The organism is Devosia rhizoryzae (genome assembly GCF_016698665.1).
Lineage (GTDB): Bacteria > Pseudomonadota > Alphaproteobacteria > Rhizobiales > Devosiaceae > Devosia > Devosia rhizoryzae.
This window is the reverse complement of sequence record NZ_CP068046.1, coordinates 3470267-3489141: the sequence shown is the minus strand read 5'-3', so window position 1 is coordinate 3489141 and position 18875 is coordinate 3470267. Positions and strand designations below refer to the sequence as shown.

At 62.7% G+C, this 18875-nt stretch carries 18 protein-coding genes and 1 pseudogene; 9 read left to right on the top strand and 10 right to left on the bottom strand.

From position 1 onward, the window contains the following. Positions 1 to 252: 252 nt before the first annotated feature. From fdxA to JI748_RS17140, 4 genes are all read right to left on the bottom strand, one after another. Entirely contained in the window at positions 253 to 591 is a 339-nt protein-coding gene (gene fdxA / locus JI748_RS17155; RefSeq protein WP_201633529.1) for a ferredoxin FdxA, read from the bottom strand. A gap of 259 nt (positions 592 to 850) precedes the next feature. After that, entirely contained in the window at positions 851 to 1258 is a 408-nt protein-coding gene (locus tag JI748_RS17150; RefSeq protein ID WP_233280571.1) for an RNA-binding S4 domain-containing protein, read from the bottom strand. Then, positions 1259 to 4285, bottom strand: a complete 3027-nt coding sequence (locus JI748_RS17145; protein ID WP_201633526.1) for a helicase-related protein — start codon at positions 4283 to 4285, stop codon at positions 1259 to 1261. It lies immediately after the preceding gene. A gap of 997 nt (positions 4286 to 5282) precedes the next feature. Further along, the gene (locus tag JI748_RS17140; RefSeq protein WP_201633523.1) at positions 5283 to 6065 is read right to left on the bottom strand and encodes a DUF3108 domain-containing protein; all 783 of its coding nucleotides are present in this window, start codon (positions 6063 to 6065) and stop codon (positions 5283 to 5285) included. 211 nt (positions 6066 to 6276) lie between these two features. Between JI748_RS17140 and rpmB the strand changes: the two genes are divergently transcribed. Together rpmB and JI748_RS17130 are read left to right on the top strand one after the other, a co-directional pair. Further along, positions 6277 to 6567, top strand: coding sequence for a 50S ribosomal protein L28 (rpmB, locus tag JI748_RS17135; protein ID WP_164532594.1), 291 nt, complete (start codon positions 6277 to 6279; stop codon positions 6565 to 6567). 229 nt (positions 6568 to 6796) lie between these two features. Continuing rightward, positions 6797 to 7432, top strand: coding sequence for a queuosine precursor transporter (locus JI748_RS17130; RefSeq protein ID WP_211200724.1), 636 nt, complete (start codon positions 6797 to 6799; stop codon positions 7430 to 7432). Between the two features lie 123 nt (positions 7433 to 7555). Here the strand turns inward: JI748_RS17130 and JI748_RS17125 are convergent, their stop codons facing one another. The 4 genes from JI748_RS17125 to JI748_RS17110 form a co-directional block, all read right to left on the bottom strand. Then, the gene (locus tag JI748_RS17125; RefSeq protein WP_201633517.1) at positions 7556 to 8560 is read right to left on the bottom strand and encodes an esterase-like activity of phytase family protein; all 1005 of its coding nucleotides are present in this window, start codon (positions 8558 to 8560) and stop codon (positions 7556 to 7558) included. Continuing rightward, a complete protein-coding gene (cobT, locus tag JI748_RS17120; RefSeq protein WP_201633514.1) occupies positions 8557 to 10446 on the bottom strand; it encodes a cobaltochelatase subunit CobT in 1890 nt (629 codons plus the stop codon). Before cobT ends, JI748_RS17125 begins: the two co-directional genes overlap by 4 nt. A gap of 116 nt (positions 10447 to 10562) precedes the next feature. Beyond that, positions 10563 to 11546: a cobaltochelatase subunit CobS gene (gene cobS / locus JI748_RS17115; protein WP_164532598.1), complete on the bottom strand. Its 984-nt coding sequence runs from the start codon at positions 11544 to 11546 to the stop codon at positions 10563 to 10565. A gap of 93 nt (positions 11547 to 11639) precedes the next feature. Beyond that, complete coding sequence (locus JI748_RS17110) at positions 11640 to 12134, bottom strand: J domain-containing protein (protein ID WP_201633511.1); 495 nt, start codon at positions 12132 to 12134, stop codon at positions 11640 to 11642. 171 nt (positions 12135 to 12305) lie between these two features. Between JI748_RS17110 and JI748_RS17105 the strand changes: the two genes are divergently transcribed. Together JI748_RS17105 and JI748_RS17100 are read left to right on the top strand one after the other, a co-directional pair. After that, a complete protein-coding gene (locus JI748_RS17105) occupies positions 12306 to 12575 on the top strand; it encodes a BolA family protein (protein ID WP_201633508.1) in 270 nt (89 codons plus the stop codon). A gap of 66 nt (positions 12576 to 12641) precedes the next feature. Further along, a complete protein-coding gene (locus tag JI748_RS17100; protein ID WP_201633505.1) occupies positions 12642 to 12872 on the top strand; it encodes a DUF378 domain-containing protein in 231 nt (76 codons plus the stop codon). 83 nt (positions 12873 to 12955) lie between these two features. Here JI748_RS17100 and aroB read toward each other — a convergent pair whose 3' ends face one another. Together aroB and JI748_RS17090 are read right to left on the bottom strand one after the other, a co-directional pair. Next, positions 12956 to 14065 (bottom strand): 3-dehydroquinate synthase, encoded by a 1110-nt coding sequence (gene aroB, locus JI748_RS17095; RefSeq protein ID WP_201633503.1) that lies wholly within the window; start codon positions 14063 to 14065, stop codon positions 12956 to 12958. 4 nt (positions 14066 to 14069) lie between these two features. Then, positions 14070 to 14651 carry a shikimate kinase gene (locus tag JI748_RS17090; RefSeq protein ID WP_164532602.1) on the bottom strand — a complete coding sequence of 194 codons (582 nt, stop codon included), beginning with the start codon at positions 14649 to 14651 and terminating at the stop codon, positions 14070 to 14072. Between the two features lie 132 nt (positions 14652 to 14783). Between JI748_RS17090 and JI748_RS17085 the strand changes: the two are divergent. From JI748_RS17085 to JI748_RS17065, 5 genes and pseudogenes are all read left to right on the top strand, one after another. After that, a pseudogene (locus JI748_RS17085) lies at positions 14784 to 14918 on the top strand (histidine kinase); the annotation flags it as partial. A gap of 92 nt (positions 14919 to 15010) precedes the next feature. Next, on the top strand, positions 15011 to 15910 hold the full coding sequence (locus tag JI748_RS17080; RefSeq protein WP_201633500.1) for a site-specific tyrosine recombinase XerD: 900 nt from the start codon (positions 15011 to 15013) through the stop codon (positions 15908 to 15910). Between the two features lie 129 nt (positions 15911 to 16039). Next, positions 16040 to 16993: an acetyl-CoA carboxylase carboxyltransferase subunit alpha gene (locus tag JI748_RS17075; RefSeq protein WP_201633498.1), complete on the top strand. Its 954-nt coding sequence runs from the start codon at positions 16040 to 16042 to the stop codon at positions 16991 to 16993. A gap of 142 nt (positions 16994 to 17135) precedes the next feature. Next, complete coding sequence (locus tag JI748_RS17580; protein WP_201633495.1) at positions 17136 to 18149, top strand: L,D-transpeptidase family protein; 1014 nt, start codon at positions 17136 to 17138, stop codon at positions 18147 to 18149. A gap of 58 nt (positions 18150 to 18207) precedes the next feature. After that, positions 18208 to 18846 (top strand): hypothetical protein, encoded by a 639-nt coding sequence (locus JI748_RS17065; RefSeq protein ID WP_201633491.1) that lies wholly within the window; start codon positions 18208 to 18210, stop codon positions 18844 to 18846. Positions 18847 to 18875: the final 29 nt, after the last annotated feature.

Genomic DNA, 18875 nt, shown 5'->3' with positions numbered 1-18875 from the left:
TCACTCGTTGCATGTCCGCTACCGGACTTTGGTGCAGTCAAGCTCCATGCGCGTCGGGACCGCTTGTCCGACGCCCAGGAAACAGGAGATGTGTGTCAAAAAAATCGTGCCTTGCGGCACGGGGGTGACGAGCTCAACTGCATGTGCTGAAGACCATAGCACAAAATTTCAGCAGAATCAAAAGTTTCGAATCACCGCCGCGTCACGCTGGCAAGTGCAGCGGAGTCACACCGCACCGACGCTCTGATGACCTTAGTCGCCCTCGCCAGGAGCTTCGGAGAAATACTTGGCAAGCTTGCCTTCTTCGCCGTCGCGTTCCTTGGCCTCGGGCAGCTGGTCGCGGCGCTCGGTCAGGTTCGGCCAGGCCGCCGAGAATTTGCGGTTGAGCTCGAGCCAGGCGTCAAGCCCGCTTTCGGTATCCGGCTTGATCGCTTCGGCCGGGCATTCGGGCTCGCAGACGCCACAATCGATGCACTCGTCCGGATGGATCACCAGCATGTTTTCGCCTTCATAGAAGCAGTCCACCGGACACACTTCGACGCAGTCGGTATATTTGCAGGCAATGCAATTGTCGGTGACGATATAGGTCATCTTCGGAGGGCTATCCCGATTAGCTGGCGGTGCGACCTTGGGGAAGGTCAATGCGCCTGTCTCAACGATGCCGGTGCTAAACGGTTTCCGTGCCGGCTGCAATACTCAGCGGCTAGACGCATTGGCGCATCCCCCCGCACGCCGAAGCACCAGTAGACCTCATCCTGAGCCTGTCGAAGGACGAGGTCGTGGCAGGATCTAAGCTGCCCAACCTCGCGTTTCGACAAGCTCACCATGAGGTCTCATGGGGTACACCCCCCTACTCCTCGTCCTCGATCAGCCGATCCGTCTCCCGCCGCTCTTTCTTGGTCGGCCGTCCCGAACCCGGCGCCCGCTCCGCAATCGCCGCGTCATAGACGGAGACTTCCGGCCGCGGCAGCGGTGGTGGCGAGATATCTTCGTAAAGCCCCTGCGCTTCGCTGGCCGGCCCACGCCGGGATCCGGCATCGAGGATCCGCCACACGACCAGCCGACCGTGCAGCGTCATGGTCAGGACATCCCCTGCGCCAACCTTGAGATCGGTGCGTTCGGTCCTTTCGGAATTAACCCGGACCGCTCCGCTTTCGATCAGCTTTTGCGCCAGCGTTCGCGATTTAACCGCGCGCGAGAAATGGAGGAACCGGTCGAGCCGCTCCTTGTGCAGCGGCGCTGCGCCCGGTTCCGTCAATTACTCGGTCTTGCCGCGCAGGGCGGCGAGCTTGGCAAAGGGGCTATCGGGATCGAACACCACCTTGCGCTCTTCCCGCGCCGGACGCGAATTTGCATTGGCAGCCGGACGCTCGTTCTTTTCCGGACGCGTGCGGCGCTCGTCATCGCGTGGCCGCGTTTGCGCCGGGCGTTCGTTCTTCGGGCGCTCGTTCTTGGGCCGCTCGTTGCTCGGACGCTCAGTGCTCGGGCGCTGACCCGCATCCCCTTCCGGCCGGCGCTGGCCGCCCTTGGCATGGGCCGGGCGCGTGCGGTCGGGCCGTCGGTTCTGCCCCGCTTCGGCATCGCCTTCCGGCCGGCGGCGACCTTCCGGACGACGCGGCTGATGATGGTCATTGCGGCGGCCCGGGAACCAAACCTCGTCGAATTCCGGCTCAGCCGGAGCAGAAGCATCGGCCGGCGCGGCATCCGGCACGACGCCCTCAGCCACGATCTCGACCGGAGCAGGTTCAATAGCGACTTCATCCACGGCATCGACCGACGCCGGATTATCCTCCAGCACCGCTTCGAGCGCCGGCGCTTCCGCAGACGCTTCGGCTGGTGCCGCAACCTTGGGCGTGCGCCGCAGGCGATACCCCAGGGATTGGAGGATCGACGCAAAGTCTTCGCCCGAACAGCCGAGCAAGCTGGTCATCTCGACGGTCGTGCGGAAGCCATTGCCTTCCGCGGCGCCGGCCGGCAGGTCGCCCGCATAGGGCCGCCCGGCATCGAGCGCGATCAGCGGACGTATAATGTCGGCGAGGCGCTCGAGGATATCGATGCGGACGGCGCGCTTGCCGGCCACCTTGAAGCCGGCGATCTCATAAAGCCGCGGATCGACTTCCGGATCGACCAAAAAGCTCGTCCGGCCCGAAAGCACGATATGCGGAATATCGGTCACGCCCGGCTGGCGCACGCCGCCATGCTTGAGCGCGAAAAGGATGATCGCCAGTTCGCGCGGCGCCGGCTTCAGCGAAAGCGGCAGATAGATATGGTAGGCGCCGAACTTGATGCCGAGCTTGCGCAGCTTGCCGCGCACGTCCTGGTCCAGCCCCTTGACTTCGTCCGACACCGCGCCGCGCGGCAGGATGCCGATGCCTTCAAACAGCTGATAAGCGATACCGCGCGCCGTGCCCTCGATGTCGGCGGGCGCCTCAAGGCTCATCACCTGCTCGAGCACGGTGTTGATATGATGCCGCAGCCAAAGCGACAAACGGTCCTGAACCTTTTCGAGGTCCGGGCCGGTCAAGGTCTCGTCGGCAAGGATAATGATGCGCGGCCGGTAGATGCTGTCGCCCTCGGCCAGCTCGGCAACCACTTCGCCGCGCCAACGCATGCGCCCGTCCGTCGCCAGCACGAATTCCTCGTTCGGCGCTCCGCCGAGCCGCTCGGCGCGATTGTGGATCTCCGGCGCCACCACCGACTCGGCAGCCCCGCGCAGACCCTTGGCGTCCATGTCGCCATCGTTGCGCGCCAGCGTGAAGCGGAAGCCCTCGATCGTTCCGATCAGATGGCCCTCGAGCCGCACTTCGCCTTGGCCGTTGATTTCAGGAGATACCATACGTTTGTCTTTCAGGTGGCGGAGCAGCACGCTGGTCCGTCGGTCGACGAAGCGCTGGGTTAGGCGCTCATGGAGCGCGTCACTCAGGCGGTCTTCAATATCCCGTGTCTTTTCGCGCCAATAAGCCGGGTCTTCAAGCCAGTTTTTGCGATTAGCGACAAAGGTCCAAGTGCGGATCTGCTTGATCCGGTTGCTCAGGGTATCGATATCGCCTTCACTGTTGTCGCAAAACCGCACCTGCTCGGCAATCCAATCCGCGTTGACGTGGCGGTTTCGTCTGAGATCGGTGAAGATCCGCGTAACGATCTCGCCATGCGCAGCCGGCGAAATTCCCTGGTAGTCGGGGATCTGGCAGCATTCCCACAAGAGCTTGACCGCTTCATGCCCGCGCGCTAGCGCCGCGCCCTCGTTGCGGGCGACGAATTCAAGCGCATGCTGGTCCTTAGCCACCGGCACCCGCGTCAGCGTCCGATCATCCGGCGCCGCTTCCAGCGACCCGCGCAGCCGCTCGATCGAGGAAAAGTCGAGCACGCTGTTGCGCCATTGCACGACCTTAATCGGCTCGAAGTCATGCGTTTCGAGCTGCACCACGAGTTCTTCGTCGAACCCCTCGGTGCCGCCGGTCACCCCAAACGTGCCATTATGCTTGTGCCGCCCCGCCCGCCCGGCAATCTGCCCGAGCTCCGATGGCGTCAGCGGCCGCGACTGATGGCCGTCGAATTTCGTATCGTCGGCAAAGGCCACATGGTGGATGTCGAGGTTGAGTCCCATGCCGATGGCATCGGTCGCCACCAGAAAATCGACATCGCCATTCTGGTAAAGCTCGACCTGGGCATTGCGCGTACGCGGCGACAGCGCGCCCATTACCACCGCTGCCCCGCCCCGCTCGCGCCGGATCAGCTCGGCAATGGCATAGACCTGCCGTGCCGAAAAGGCGACGATGGCGGAGCGCGGCGGCTGCCGCGAAATCTTCTTCGACCCCGCATAGGTCAGCTGCGAAAACCGTGGCCGGTCGATGATCTCGACATGCGGCACGAGCTTTCTGACCACATTGGCCATGGTGCCCGAGCCCAGCAACAGCGTCTCATGAAAGCCGCGCGCCTTGAGGATCCGGTCGGTAAAGATATGCCCGCGATAGAAGTCGATCGCCGTCTGGATTTCGTCGATGGCAACGCAATCGACATGAATGTCCATGGGCATCGCTTCCACCGTCGCCACCCAGTAGCGCGGCTTGGCGGGCACGATGCGCTCTTCGCCGGTGATCAGCGCCACCGCCTGCTCGCCCACCCGCTCTACGACGCGCTGATAGACCTCGCGCGCCAAAAGGCGCAGCGGCAGGCCGATCATCCCGGTGGGATGGGCCAGCATCCGCTCGATGGCGAAATAGGTCTTGCCAGTATTGGTCGGCCCCAGAATGGCCTTGACCGAATGGGAAGGTGCGAAACTCATTGCGCCCCTATGTAAGCGGTCCATGCGCCACTTGCGAGTACCGCCAGCGCAATGTCCCGCAAAGGGACAAAGTTGCCACGCTTGCTCCCCGCCATTAACCGCCGGAACGAGATGGGAACGAACCGGCATCGAATCGGCGAGAATCACCCAATGCGGCTTTGTTCCCTACGAGATATGGTGGGAGGAAATGTCTAATGCCACAAGCACACCACCCGGCTCCATGGCGCGGGCCCACCAGCCCAGAAACTGCGTTCAACAGTGTTGAAGACCGGTAAATTTTGGCTTCAGAAGGCCAAAGGTGGAGAGATCGTTAACAGCCAAGCTCACCGCTTTTTTCGAGCCTTCATCCGCAGGCCGGCACAAATCCTCGCGTTCAGCCTGCTGAATTGAGAATAAACCTGATTGACGTGCCGCAATGGGACAGGCCCCATCATCGCAAGCACCCCCTCCCTAGCTACGCTAAGCCTGCGGCCAAGCTACGCTACCCTCCCCTCAAGGGGGAGGGTGAACACGGTGGGTGTGGCACTCTCCAGCCAATCCCACCGGCCCTACCTTCCCCCTCAGAGGGGAAGGCAAGCAAAGCTTAGGTGCGCAGCACCTTAGCGACGCTCGGAAGGGGGTGCCTTCATGCTCCTGTTCTGGAACACATTCTCCCATCGAAGCGCCTGCTTCTTAACGCTTGGGGCAAACTGAGAACGAACAGGGACAGAATCGCGGATCGGCCTGCCGTGCCGCTTTGTTCTCCACAAGTGATGGTGGCTGGATAAGACGCAGGGACCCTAAAGGGCCTAAGCGCGCAGAGAACACCCCGCAAATCCGTTCACCTCAATGAACAAGCAGTAAATTTCGCGTCGCTCGAGCCCTTCCCTCCCAATCCCCTACCGCCAAAAACAAAAAAGCGCCCACGCCGTTAACCGGGCTCGGGCGCTTCTGCAGGCACTTCACCCGCCAAAATTATCGATAAACCCGTTGACCGTCCCGTTCCGGGACTTAGCCCTCAGCTGCGGGCGCTGGTCAGAACCATGGACATGTCGCCCATCGAGGTGCCGATAATGACGCGATAGGGCACGAAATAGCCGGAGGCGCCGAGCGGCGCATACCAGGCGATGATGCGGCTGGTGTCGGCCAGATAGCTGGTCATCTCCGAGCTCTCGAAATGTCCAGACACCGGCTGGTAATCCACCGAGCAGGCGACAAGCGGGCCCTGGTAGCCGGTACGCGGCGAGGTGGCTTCGTCATTGTCGAGAAAACTCATGGCGATGTTGAAGCGCTCGACACCGGTAAAGATGCGGAAGTTCTGATCGCAAAGAGAACGATCGAGCGCCGCCCCCTTGAGCACGAAGGCGGAGAGGAAATCGCCGACATTGGTCAGGTGCCCGCGCTCGAGCGGCACCCGGTCATAGCCATCGAGCACCGGCGGATTGACGGTAAACGAACCCACATCGCGGCCCGAAAAGCCGACATCGACATTGAACACTTCCCCATTGGCCCGCGTCTCGAGCTGGAAGCGCTCCGACTGGAGGCTCGATCCGCCCGAAGTACCGCTGATATTGGCCGTTGCCGTGCCGCTGGCCACGACCGAGCCCAGTCCCGTCACCCGCGCCTTGACGTCGAAGGCATAACGCTGCCCGTCATCGTCGAAGTCGACATCCACCAGCGCCACATTGATCCCGCCCACCGTCACCACATAGGAGACCTTGGCATCAACCGGCGCGGCCTGGACTGGCGCCGCGAGCAGGGGCGTGGCAAGGGAAAAGGCAAGGAGCGCGGAACGGATCACGGTCTATCTCGGCTTCGAATACGAATCAGGGTTAAAGCTCAAAGTGCCGCCCCCTCCGCCGCCACGCAAGGCGCTCGCAGCCGTTTGAGCCCGGCTCCGGGTTGACGCCAGCGCCCCTTTCCCCTAAAGACCCGCGAGATTTCACCACAATCGAGGCCCGTGCGGGTTCGCCTGCCACGAAGGACCTTTACACAAACAGGAATTCACAAGAATGGCACGTCGCTGCGAACTTACCGGCAAGGGCGTTATGGTGGGCAACACCGTTTCGCACGCTCTCAACCGTCACCGTCGTCGGTTTCTCCCGAACCTCATCAATGTGACGCTTCAGTCCGAAGCGCTGCAGCGCCCGGTCAAGCTGCGCATTTCCGCTGCAGCCCTGCGCTCGGTCGAGCACCGCGGTGGCCTCGATGCCTTCCTCGTCAAGCAGGACGACGCCGATCTGAGCCCCCTGGCTCTCGGCATCAAGAAGGAAGTCCGCGCAGCTCTGGCTGCCAACGCCTAAGCGACCGTCTCTCCCAAGTTTTGAACCGCGTGGTAGCCAACTGCCACGCGGTTTTTATTTGGTCCACCCCCCTTACTGTCCGTCACCCTCGGGCTTGACCCGAGGGCTCTATACTTTTCGGACGCCGGTGAAGTACAACGCCCTGGGGTCGAGCCCGAGGGTGACGACCTTGAAATTATAACGCCGCATCGGTCTCATGCCGGCTGCGGCCTGCAGAAAGAACAGTCCCATGCTGTCTCGTTTCCTGGTGGCCGTGGCCGCCATGGTGGCCACCGTTGCCGCCTCCAATGTCCTCGTTCAGTTTCCGGTCCAGTTCACCCTGGGCAGCGTCAACCTCGGTGATATCCTCACCTGGGGCGCCTTCACCTATCCGGTGGCCTTCCTCGTCACCGACCTCACCAACCGCGCCTTTGGTCCACAAAAAACGCGCCTCGTCGTGGTCGCCGGCTTTGCCGTCGCAGTACTGCTGTCGATCTGGCTCGCGACCCCGCGCATCGCCATTGCCTCTGGCGCGGCTTTCCTGGTCGCTCAGCTCTTGGACGTTTCGATCTTCCACCGTCTGCGCAATGGCGCCTGGTGGCATGCGCCGATGTTTTCCTCGCTGGTGAGTTCGGCCCTCGACACCGTGATCTTTTTCACCCTGGCCATGGCGCCCGCCTTTGCCGGCATCGACCGCTTCTTCGGCATGGAAGACTCGTCCCTCGCCTTCCCGGCCCCGCTGCTCGGCATCGGCCCGGAAGTCGAGCTCTGGCAGTCGCTGGCGCTGGGCGATTTCCTGGTCAAGCTTATCATGGCCCTGGCCCTGCTCGCGCCCTACAAGACCATTCGAGACCTTTTCATCCGGCGGATGCCGAATCCGGCCTAAAGACGAGATGGTCAGATTGCAGTCAGGATGAGCCGAGAGGGCTGGTGTCCGAGAACCGGAGCGGAGCGTACATTCAGTACGTGAGCACCGGAAGCGCAGGACCCCTGCCCTCGCAGGCCGTCCTCACTGCAATGGGGCCGTCTCGGGCAGGGCAAACTCCAGCAGCATGGTTCGCTGCCAGTCGTTGAAATTGTTGTCCGAGCCCATGAGTATGCGCGTCTCGCCGCCGGGCGTCACATGCACCATCAGCGATTCCATGTTGTCGACCTCCCCGCCCTGGGCCGACAGCAGCAATTCGCCTTCCATAATATTGCCCGGCCGCACCTCGGCGGCCGGCACGCGGCGCAGGTTCATGACAAAGGCAAAGATCGAAATGCCGCGCTCGAGCACCAGGAGGTCGCCATTGGGCAGAAAGGCGCAATCGGTCGGATTGACCACCGGCGAGTTGACATAGCCGATCGGCCCCTTGTCGTTGACGCCCAAAAGCTCGCCGCGATGGTTGCCGTTTTCGTCCACGGCGGACTCGGCGATCAAAACAGTCGAGCCCGCAACCGGCGAGGCCGGCGGCGCAACGCAGAGCGATTCCAGCGACTCGTTGGTGCGCAAATCGCTTAGCCAGTCGGGTATCGGTATTTCGCGCGCCGGCCCGCCCGGCCGCCCTTCGGTGATCAAAAAATCTGCCACCCGCGTCAGGTGCTCGAAGGCGACCCGCACCGCATAGGGCACACCGTCGCGCCAGATCGTATCCATGCCCTCGGCATCGCGCGCATACTGCCGCGGCAGCACCGCGCCCTTGGAATTCTGCAGCGGCTCGATCTGGACGCCGATAAATCCGAACAGCCGGTCGGCCTCGTCATAGGCCAGTTGCCCGCTGACGAACTGCCCGCGGTCGGTGACAAAGGAAACCCGCTGCTCTGCCCCGGTCTGGGTGACGCTCGACAGCCCGCCGAACGTATCGTCCGGACTTTGCAGCGTAATGCCGCCGCGAAAGATCAGCCCGTCCACGGGCTGGTCGAGAGCCGCACCCTTGAAGCGCGTGACCGGCGCCGCACTGACCGTCGCATCCACCGCCATGGCCGGCTGGACCAAAAGCAACAATGCAAGGGCAGAAACGGCCCGCACCATCATCCCCGCGACCGCCGTCGCGTTTGGGCTGGCAATTCTTCGTCGAACAGCGCCGCAAGCTCATCGGTCAGCGCACCGCCCAGCTCTTCGGCATCGAGCAAGGTCACCGCGCGGCGGTAATAGCGCGTCACGTCGTGCCCGATGCCCACGGCCACCAATTGGATCGGCGAACGCGTCTCGATGTCTTCGATCACCTGCCGCAAATGCGCCTCGAGATAGTTGCCGGCATTGACCGATTGCGTCGAGTCATCGACCGGCGCACCGTCCGAAATCACCATCAGGATGCGCCGCTGTTCCGGCCGTCCCATCAGCCGCTTGCGCGCCCATTCCAGCGCCTCGCCGTCGATATTCTCCTTGAGCAGCCCCTCGCGCATCATAAGGCCCAGATTGCGTCGCGCATGCCGCCACGGCTCGTCGGCCGCCTTGTAGATGATGTGGCGAATATCGTTGACGCGGCCGGGATTGGCCGGCCGGTTGGCCTCAAGCCAGGCTTCCCGCGATTTGCCGCCCTTCCAGGCGCGCGTGGTAAAGCCTAGGATCTCGACCTTGACGCCGCAGCGTTCCAGCGTCCGCGCCAGGATATCCCCGCAGATCGCGGCGATGGTGATCGGCCGCCCGCGCATCGAGCCGGAATTGTCGATCAGCAAGGTCACGACCGTGTCGCGGAAATCGGTATCGTTCTCGACCTTGAACGAAAGCGCCTGCAGCGGATCGGTCACCACGCGGGTCAACCGTGCCGTGTCCAGCAATCCTTCTTCGAGATCGAACTGCCAGCTCCGGTTCTGTTTAGCCATCAACCGGCGCTGCAGCTTGTTGGCCAGCCGCGCCACGGCACCGGCAAGGTTTTCCAACTGCTTGTCGAGCAGCGCCCGCAACTGGTCGAGCTCATCGGGCGGACAAAGCTCGGCCGCCTTGATGATCTCGTCGTATTTTTGGGTAAAGACCTTATAGTTGAACTGATTGGTGAGCTGCGTGCCGCCATCCTTGGCCGGCGGCGGCATGGGCGCGTCTTCGCCGGCTTCCGCTTCGGCGTCCTCGTCCGAGTCCGCCATGTCGGCTTCCATGCCTTCGACGTCGCCGGTTTCCTCCGACTCGCCCGACTGCTGGTCGTCCTGCGAATCTTCCTGCTCGTTCTCGCCCTCGCCCTGTTCAGGCGCCTGGTCGGAGGCATCGCCCTGTTCGGGCTGGTTTTCTTCCTGGTTTTCCTCGTCACTATCGGACGGGTCCGCCATGTCGGATTCCGACATGAGGTTGAGATCACGCAACACCTTGCGCGCCGCCTTGGAAAACTCTTCCTGGTCCTCGTAGGCAGTCAAAAGCGTATCGAGCGACGTCCCTGCCTTGTTCTCGATCTCGCTGCGCCAGAGATCAACCAGCGCATGCCCCGATGGCGGCACCGGCACACCCGCCAGTTTTTCGCGCAGGATCAAGCCCAGCGCTTCGGCCAGGGGCGCATCGTCCTTGGCGTCGATCTCGGCAAAATTGGCGCGAAACAGCCGATCTTCCAGCATTTCGGCGATGTTGCCGCCCATGCCTGGCATGCGGATACAGCCCAGCGATTCCACCCGCGCCTGTTCCAGCGCATCGAAAGCGGCGCGCGCCTGCGGGTCCATCGGAACGCGCTTGCGGTGCTTATCGGGATCGTGGCTGGCAAGCCGCATGGCCATGGCGTCGCCCTGCCCGCGGGCAATGGCGATGTCGCGCCGCGTCGGCAATCGCGGCAGGTTGGCAAGCCGTGCCCGATCCGACGTCAGCAGCGGCCGGTCGGCGGTAAAACTCACTTCGAGCTCGCTCTGCCCGCCAATGGCGCGCACCGTCGCCCCCATGGCCGATTTGAAGGCCTGGGTCATATCGGGCTTATTAAGCTTGCTGCGCGGTGGTTGTGCCATGATATCCAGCCACGACCTCGTGGTTCGACAGGCTCACCATGAGGTCTACGGAAAAATCGCAGATGTCACAGTAGACCTCACCCTGAGCCTGTCGAAGGGCGAGGTCGTGCCGCAGCTTAAGCCATCACGGCCAGGTTGGCCGAGCTCTCCGGCAGGTCTTCCCCGAAGACGCGCTGGTAGAACTCCGCTACCACCGGGCGTTCGAGTTCGTCGCACTTGTTGAGGAAGGTCAGCCGGAAGGCAAAGCCGATATCGCCGCCGAAGATCACCGCGTTTTCCGCCCAGGTGATGACGCCGCGAGGCGACATGACGGTCGAAATATCGCCATTGATGAAGGCCGAACGCGTGAGGTCCGCCAGGCGCACCATGTTCGAAATCTGCTTCTTGCCCTTGTCGGTCGCGCCATAGCTCTTGTTCTTGGCAAGGACGATGCCGACTTCCTTTTCATGCGGCAGGTAGTTCAGCGTCGTCACGATCGACCAGCGGTCCATCTGGCCCTGGTTGATCTGCTGGGTGCCGTGGTAGAGGCCCGACGTATCGCCCAAACCGATGGTGTTGGTGGTCGAGAACAGCCGGAATGCCGGATGCGGAACGATGACGCGGTTCTGGTCAAGGAGCGTCAGCCGGCCCGATTGCTCCAGCACGCGCTGGATCACGAACATCACGTCGGGACGACCGGCATCGTATTCGTCGAAGACGAGCGCGACGTTGTTCTGCACGGCCCAGGGCAGGATGCCATCGCGGAATTCGGTGATCTGCTTTCCGTCCTTGAGGACGATCGCATCCTTGCCCACGAGATCGATGCGCGAAACGTGACTATCGAGATTGACGCGCACTAGCGGCCAGTTAAGCCGCGCAGCGACCTGCTCGATATGGGTCGACTTGCCCGTGCCATGGTAGCCCTGCACCATGACGCGGCGGTTATAGGCAAAGCCGGCAAGGATCGCCAAGGTCGTGTTGCGGTCGAACAGGTAGTCGGGGTCGACCGGCGGCACGTGACCGTTGTTTTCAGAGAACCCCTTCACCACCATGTCGGTATCGATACCGAACAAATCCCGCGCCTTGTATTCGGTATCGGGCAGATTGGTGAATTCGGTCATCGGAATGCTCTTGGATTTTCAGGGGTCATCTAAGGGGAAGGCGGTGGCTCTATAGCAGCATTAGCGCGGTGCGGGTAGGGCTTGGCAGCATGGCTACCGTACCACGAAGCCCACCTTCTTGAGGTGCGAATAGGCCGCAATCACCGCCCGCAAACGCTCCTCGGACGAGGCATCGCCGCCATTGACGTCCGGATGGTGCTTCTTGACCAGGTTCTTATAGGCCGTCTTGATGTCGTCCGACTTGGCATGGGCGGTAAAGCCCAGTGTCTCCAGCGCCCGACGGTCATTTTCGTTGAGCGGCTTGACCCGCTCCGTCGCCGGCCGCTTGCTCTGCTGGTAGCGATAGCGCGCAAAGACCCCGAACGGATCGCCATGCTTGTCGCCTGGCCGAGGAGCCGCCTGCCGCGCAGCCGCCCGCGCCGCCTCGGCACTGCCGGTGCCAAAGCTCGAGCGGGTCTCGGTCTTGGGCGGCGAATGCAGCGCTTCGTCCAGCTCTTCCTGGCTCATGCCGGCAAAGAAGTTGAACGCCTTGTTGTAGTGCCGCACATGCTCGAGGCAGAAATGGTGATACTGCCCTTCCGAGCGCACACCCTTTGGTGCCTTGTACTCGCCGGCCTTTTCGCACCCTTCCCAGTCGCAAACAACGTCGATCGGTTCGGGCTTTTCTTCGCGGCGCGGACGAACGCGAATGGAGTCGAATATCTTGGATTGCAGTTTCTTTGCACCTAGTTAAAGACCACCAAAACGGAGCCAAGCCCCATGTCCATGGCGGACAGAATCAAAACCAAACTTACCGAACGCTTCCATCCCCTCCTTTTGGAGGTGATCGATGACTCTCATCGCCACCATGGCCATGCCGGATGGCAGGAAGGCGGCGAAACCCATTTTCGCGTCAGAATCGCGACCCGGGATTTTGACGGGCTAAGCCGCGTCGCGCAACACCGCGCGGTCATGAGCGAACTCGACGATGAGTTGAAGGAGCGCGTGCACGCCCTCAATATCGAAGTGGTCCCCGCAGACAAGACCTAGGTCCTGTTAACTCCGGAACGAAGGCCCTGTTCAATAGTTGGAAGATCACAACTTTGGAGGGCTCCCATGAAGGCGCTTAATCTCGTTACTCTTCTTCTGATCATCATCGGCGGCATCAACTGGCTTCTGGTCGGCGCATTCCAGTTCGATCTGGTCGCTGCCATCTTTGGCGGCCAGGACGGTGCCCTTGCCCGCATCGTTTACGTCCTGGTCGGCCTTTCGGCCATCTACCAGCTCATTCCCTTCTCCAAGGCCTTCCAGACCGGCGAAGTCGTCGCCGAGCGCGGCCGCCTCTAAGCGGAAGAAACTCTGCCGGCGGGCTAAACTCGATCGTACTCCTCCCCCGCCTTACGGGGGAGGTTGGGTGGGGGAATTGCCTGCTACCTAACCGCGTCCAAAAACGCCGCAACCCGCCCCGGCTCCACACCCTTTTCGATAAACGCCTGCCCGACCCCCTTCGTCAGGATAAACGTCAGCGCGCCACGCTGGACCTTCTTGTCCTGCGCGATCGCCGCCATCAAATCTTGTGTGGATCCCAGCGTGCCCGGGATATCAGCCAATGTGGTGGGTAGCCCCGCTCGCTTCAAGTGCGCAACGACACGGCCGGCATCCTGTCCCGGTGCCAGCCCGAGCTCGGTCGAGAATCGATGCGCCAGCACCATGCCGATGCTGACCCCTTCGCCATGCAGAAGGCGATCACCATAGCCGGTATCTTTTTCGAGCGCATGCCCAAACGTATGTCCCAGGTTAAGCAGCGCGCGAACGCCGGTCTCTTTTTCGTCCTCGATCACCACCCGCGCCTTGTGCGCACAGCAGCGCGCCACCGCCTCGCCGCGTGCCGGACCGCCCTCGAAAATTTCGCCGAGATTGGCATCGAGCCACTCGAAGAATTCCGGGTCGTCGATCAGCCCGTATTTGACCACTTCCGCATAGCCCGCCGCGAACTGCCGCCGGTCCAGCGTGTCGAGCGCCGAAAGATCGGCCAAGACCAGCTTGGGCTGATGGAAGGCACCGACGAGATTCTTGCCGTGCGGCGAGTTGATCCCCGTCTTACCGCCGACCGAACTATCAACCTGCGCCAGAAGCGAAGTCGGCATCTGTACGAAGTCCATGCCCCGCCGCGTCACCGAAGCGGCAAATCCGGCAAGGTCGCCGATTACCCCGCCGCCCAGCGCGATCACGAGGTCACCGCGCTCGAGCCTTGCCGCGAGCAGCCCCTCGACCACGCGCTCCAGCATGGCATAGCTCTTCGTGGCTTCGCCGGCCGGCAAGACCACGGTCTCGTAGTGCAGCCCTGCCTTGTCGAGCCCCGCCGTCAGCCGCGGCAACTGCGCCCGGGCGACATTCTCGTCGGTGACGATGCCAAAGCGACGTCCCGGAAACTTGTCAGCCAGGATCGCGCCCGCCTCCGCGAGGAGATCCGGCCCGATCAGGATGTCATAGGCCCGCTCGCCCAGCGCGACATGGACTGTGTGATCGATCTGGGCCATGCGCCTACTGCTTTCTCAAATGGTCGAGTACCGCCGAAACAACGTCCGCCGCCACATTGTCCTGCGGCACGTCGCGGCTCATCACCGTGACATCGGCTTCCTCATAGATCGGATAGCGGTCGGCAATCAGCTTTTCGAGCGTGCCCTTGGGATCTGCAGTCTTCAGCAGCGGCCGGTTCGAACGCCGCGACACTCGCTCGAACAAGACGTCAAGATCGGCCTTGAGCCAGACCGATACTGCCTCCGCCTTGACCAGCGCCCGTGTCTCGGGATTGACGAAGGCCCCACCACCGGTCGCCAGAACGACGTCGTTTTCCTTGAGCAGCCGCGCGATCACCCGCATTTCACCGGCGCGAAACTCGGGCTCACCCCGCTGCTCGAAGATTTCGGGGATCGTCATCTGCGCCGCGCGCTCGATCTCTTCGTCGCTGTCGATGAAGCTGCGTCCAAGACGGTTGGCAAGGCGGCGCCCTACGGTGGTCTTGCCGGCGCCCATCATGCCCACCAGCACCAGCGGCCTGCCGCCGAGCCGGTTGGCCAGCGCCCGGGCGCGTGACTGACGCGCTCCGCCTTCCGTCCTGCTCACGCCGAATGCCCTCCGCCCATAGCGCTTTCAAACTGCCCCGGCCGCTCCTGTCAAGCATACCCCCGTCAAGGTTGGGAACGACATGGCAAGATTTACCGGTTAGCATATCGCTCAAATTGAAGCAGGACCGCTATGCCCACTCTTTTCCGCCTCCTGATCACCCTGCTGTTTCTGGCCGGTCTGGTCTATGCCGGCATGTTCGCGCTCGTGACCTTTGTCGAGCCGACACCCAAGGAAGTGAGCCAGCGCATCCCCACGCGCGAACTTCTAGGCGAAACCGGTGAGACCGGCACCAGCGGCGGTGGCCCTGCCCTGCTGCAGCCCAATGTCACCAGCACCCCGGCGGAAACCCCGGCGCAATGAGCCATCTAATTTCGGCATTCCTCGAAATGATGAGCGCCGAACGCGGCGCTGCCGCCAACACGATAGAAGCCTATCGCCGCGACTTGTCCGATTATTCCGGCTTCGTCACCGGCAAGGGCCAGACCCTGCTCGATTGCCCGCGCGATACCGTCACCGCCTATCTTGATCGTCTCAAGGCCGAAGGTCTTTCTGCGTCGTCCAGCGCCCGGCGTCTCTCTGCCATCCGCCAGTTCCATAAGTTTCTTTGTGCCGACGGCATGCGCGGCGATGACCCGACCCGCATCGTCGCCAGCCCCAAATCGCGCCGTGCCCTGCCCAAGGTCCTGTCGGTCGCCGAAGTCGATAAGCTCCTTACCCTGGCCGAGACGGAAGCCAATACCGAGGGGCCCAAGCAGGAATCGGCCCAGCGCCTCTATGTCCTCCTTGAAATGCTCTACGCCACGGGCCTCCGCGTCTCCGAACTCGTGAGCCTCCGCCGCAATGCCGTGATGCGCGAGGGCGCGTTTCTGACCGTCACCGGCAAGGGCAACAAGGAGCGCATCGTGCCGATGAACGATCGCGCCCGCGATGCCGTCCGCGCCTGGAAAGAAAAACTCCCACCCGGCCCGTACCTTTTTCCGGCCAATGGCGAGGACGGCTACCTCACTCGTCAGGTCTTTGCCCGCGATCTAAAGGCCCTGGCTGCCCGCACTGGGATTTCCTCCGCCCGCATCGCCCCGCACGTCCTCCGCCACGCCTTTGCCAGCCATTTGCTCGCCGGCGGTGCCGATCTGCGCGTCGTCCAGATGCTGCTCGGCCATGCCGACATTTCCACAACGCAGATCTATACCCACGTCCTCGACGAGAAGCTCCGCACCCTTGTGGAGAGCCATCATCCGCTGGCGAGTAGCACTTGAGTGGCAGCAAATGCTAACCCTCCGTTAGCCAGTGCTTGACTTGGTGGGACTCCGCCGCCACTTTCCAGCCACTTTAGGGCGCAAGAGCAGCGCCTTCGCGCGAAAAATCAGACCCCTACGGGCGGTGGAATGCAGTCTTATCTCGATTTCGAAAAGCCGGTTGCCGATCTTGAAGCCAAGATCGCCGAACTCAAGTCGCTGGCACAAACCGACCAGGCCGTGTCCATCGACGAGGAGGTCAACCGGCTCTCTGCCCGCGCCGAAGAGGCTTTGGTCGAGATTTACCGCAAGCTGACCCCGTGGCAGAAAACCCAGGTTGCCCGCCACCCGCAGCGCCCGCATTTTTCAGATTACGTCGCCAAGCTCATCACCGAATGGACCCCGCTCGCCGGTGACCGCAAGTTCGGCGAAGACGCGGCCCTCCAGGCCGGTTTCGGCCGTTTCAACGGCCAGCCCGTCGCCATCCTCGGCCAGGAAAAGGGCAGCTCCACCGAAACCCGCCTCAAGCATAATTTCGGCATGGCCAACCCGGAAGGTTACCGCAAGGCCGTCCGGATCATGGACATGGCCGACCGCTTCTCGGTTCCGGTCATCTCCTTTGTCGATACCGCTGGCGCCTATCCCGGCATCGGCGCCGAAGAGCGCGGCCAGGCCGAAGCCATCGCCCGCTCCACTGAAAAAGGCCTGGAACTGGGTGTCCCCAACCTTGCCATCGTCATCGGCGAAGGCGGTTCGGGCGGCGCCATCGCCATTGCCACGGCCAATCGCGTGCTGATGCTCGAAAACGCCATCTATTCGGTGATCTCGCCCGAAGCCGGCGCCTCGATTCTCTTCCGCGACGCCGCGCGCGCTCAGGACATGGCCACCGCGCAAAAGATAACCGCGCAGGACCTTTTGGGCTTCGGTGTCATCGACGGCATCATTCCCGAACCGACCGGCGGCGCCCATCGCCACCCTTCCGTGGTGCTCGACAACGCCAAGTCGGCCATCGAGACCTTCCTCAAGGATTTCGGCAATCGTTCGCGCCTCGAAACGCGCGAACATCGTCGCGAAAAGTTCCTGGTCATCGGCACTTCGCTCTAGAACCCGGCACCACACGCTTGCGTGATCATGCACTGCTTTCGGCAGTGCACCTGCCCGTGGTAAAGGCTTCGTTCACCGCATTGGGTCATTCTGCGCTAACCATTGGCCCGGTGCGGGCGTCCTTTGTTTGGGCAGATTTCTAGTGACTGCGACCTTTTTCAATCGCCTCGGCGCTGTTGTGATCCTCTGCTGGCTGGCTGTTGGCCTTGCCGCCTGCGCTAGCTTTGCCAAGGGCGACAACAATCGCCACAACAGCCCACTGACGAGCGGCGTCGTGCAGGGCTTGCGCAACATGGGCTCGGCGCCCGAGCGCGGCATGGTGGTGCGCATCTTCAAACAGGAATCCGTGCTCGAAGTCTGGAAGCAGACCGCCTCCGGCACCTATAACCTCTTCAAGACCTACGAAATCTGCACCTATTCGGGCGATCTCGGACCAAAGTTCAAGGAAGGCGACCGGCAGAGCCCCGAGGGCTTCTATACGATCACGCCGGGCCTGATGAATCCCAAGTCGGCCTATTACCTCTCCTTCAACACCGGCTTCCCCAACAAGTTCGACCGCGTCAACGGCCGCTCCGGTTCCAACCTCATGGTCCATGGCGATTGCAAGTCCGTCGGCTGCTACGCCATGACCGATGCCGGCATTGCCGAAATCTATGCCCTGGCCCGCGAAACCTTCAAAGGCGGCAATACCAGCTTCCAGCTCCAGATCTTCCCCTTCCGCATGACGCCGACAAACCTCGCCCAGCACGCATCAAGCCAGCACATCGAGTTCTGGAAGGACATCAAGGAAGGCTACGACTATTTCGAAACCACCAAGACCCCGCCGGTCTGGGACGTTTGCGAAAAGCAGTACATCTTCAATCCATCCTCGGCCGGCCCGCTCGACCCTGCGGGCCTCTGCCCGCCGTCGATCCAGAATGCTTACGTGACGGCACGCCAGCAGGCCGACGACGCCGCGCTGGCCAGCCAGGTCGCAACCATCCAGCAGGCCGCGGCCAAGCAGGAGGCCGAAAAGGTGGCGCTGCAGCAGCGCGAGCAAGCCATCGGCGGTTTCTTCAACAATGTGGGTAATATGTTCGGCGGCGCGGCACCGGCCCCGACTCCGGCCATGAGCCAGCCGGCTGCGATGCCAACCACGTCCGAGCAGCGCCCCTAGGCCGCACTGCTGCCGCACTTGGGTGAGATGGCCACCCGAACGCATGTGGAGACCCGCCGTGGATCAGCCGACGAGCGAGACCCCAGGCAAAAGCCCCGAAGTGGTAATGGCCGCCGACACCCGTTCGCCGGAAGCCGCCCGGCCGAGGCGATCCCGTTTGCCCATTATTCTGGGCACGATCGGCGCTCTTGCAGGCCTTGGCGCCCTTGGCACGACGATCTGGTTCTCGGCCCAGGGCGAACGCGAAATCCTGCGGCTATCGACCGAACTGGCGCAGCTGCGCGTGAGCCTAGATCTTTACGCCCGCAGCCAGCCCACAGCCGCCGCTGGCCCAACCAGCGAAGAGCTGACGGCTCTGGCGGACCGTCTGACGGCGCTCGAGGAAGCGCAGACCGCCGCTGTCACCCTGCCCCCCATCGCACCCGCCTCCACCCCGGCGGTCACCGCCACAGGCGAGGATTGCCTCCCCGTCGGCATGCGCCTGCTTGTGGCTATGGGCGACAAATACCAAATCTGCGGCCAGCCGGCGAGCGTCGAGGTCGGCATGATCGACAATGGCTATATGACCCTGGTCGATGGCACGACCATCCCTTCGGGCGGCTCCATGCCCCTCCCCAACAGCGCCTGCACCATCGGTGTGACCTCGGGCGGCGACGAAGGCCTGACGGGCTACGCCGAAATCCGCGTCAGCTGCTGAACCCAACAAAAAGGGCGACCCAAAGGCCG

Coding starts and splice junctions, on each gene's coding strand:
- rpmB (WP_164532594.1), top strand. CDS start 6,277: ATGGCACGTCGCTGCGAACTTACCGGCAAGGGCGTTATGGTGGGCAAC.
- aroB (WP_201633503.1), bottom strand. CDS start 14,065: ATGGCCCAGATCGATCACACAGTCCATGTCGCGCTGGGCGAGCGGGCC.
- JI748_RS17100 (WP_201633505.1), top strand. CDS start 12,642: ATGAAGGCGCTTAATCTCGTTACTCTTCTTCTGATCATCATCGGCGGC.
- cobS (WP_164532598.1), bottom strand. CDS start 11,546: ATGACCGAATTCACCAATCTGCCCGATACCGAATACAAGGCGCGGGAT.
- JI748_RS17105 (WP_201633508.1), top strand. CDS start 12,306: ATGTCCATGGCGGACAGAATCAAAACCAAACTTACCGAACGCTTCCAT.
- JI748_RS17145 (WP_201633526.1), bottom strand. CDS start 4,285: ATGAGTTTCGCACCTTCCCATTCGGTCAAGGCCATTCTGGGGCCGACC.
- JI748_RS17075 (WP_201633498.1), top strand. CDS start 16,040: ATGCAGTCTTATCTCGATTTCGAAAAGCCGGTTGCCGATCTTGAAGCC.
- JI748_RS17125 (WP_201633517.1), bottom strand. CDS start 8,560: ATGATGGTGCGGGCCGTTTCTGCCCTTGCATTGTTGCTTTTGGTCCAG.
- cobT (WP_201633514.1), bottom strand. CDS start 10,446: ATGGCACAACCACCGCGCAGCAAGCTTAATAAGCCCGATATGACCCAG.
- JI748_RS17130 (WP_211200724.1), top strand. CDS start 6,797: ATGCTGTCTCGTTTCCTGGTGGCCGTGGCCGCCATGGTGGCCACCGTT.
- JI748_RS17080 (WP_201633500.1), top strand. CDS start 15,011: ATGAGCCATCTAATTTCGGCATTCCTCGAAATGATGAGCGCCGAACGC.
- fdxA (WP_201633529.1), bottom strand. CDS start 591: ATGACCTATATCGTCACCGACAATTGCATTGCCTGCAAATATACCGAC.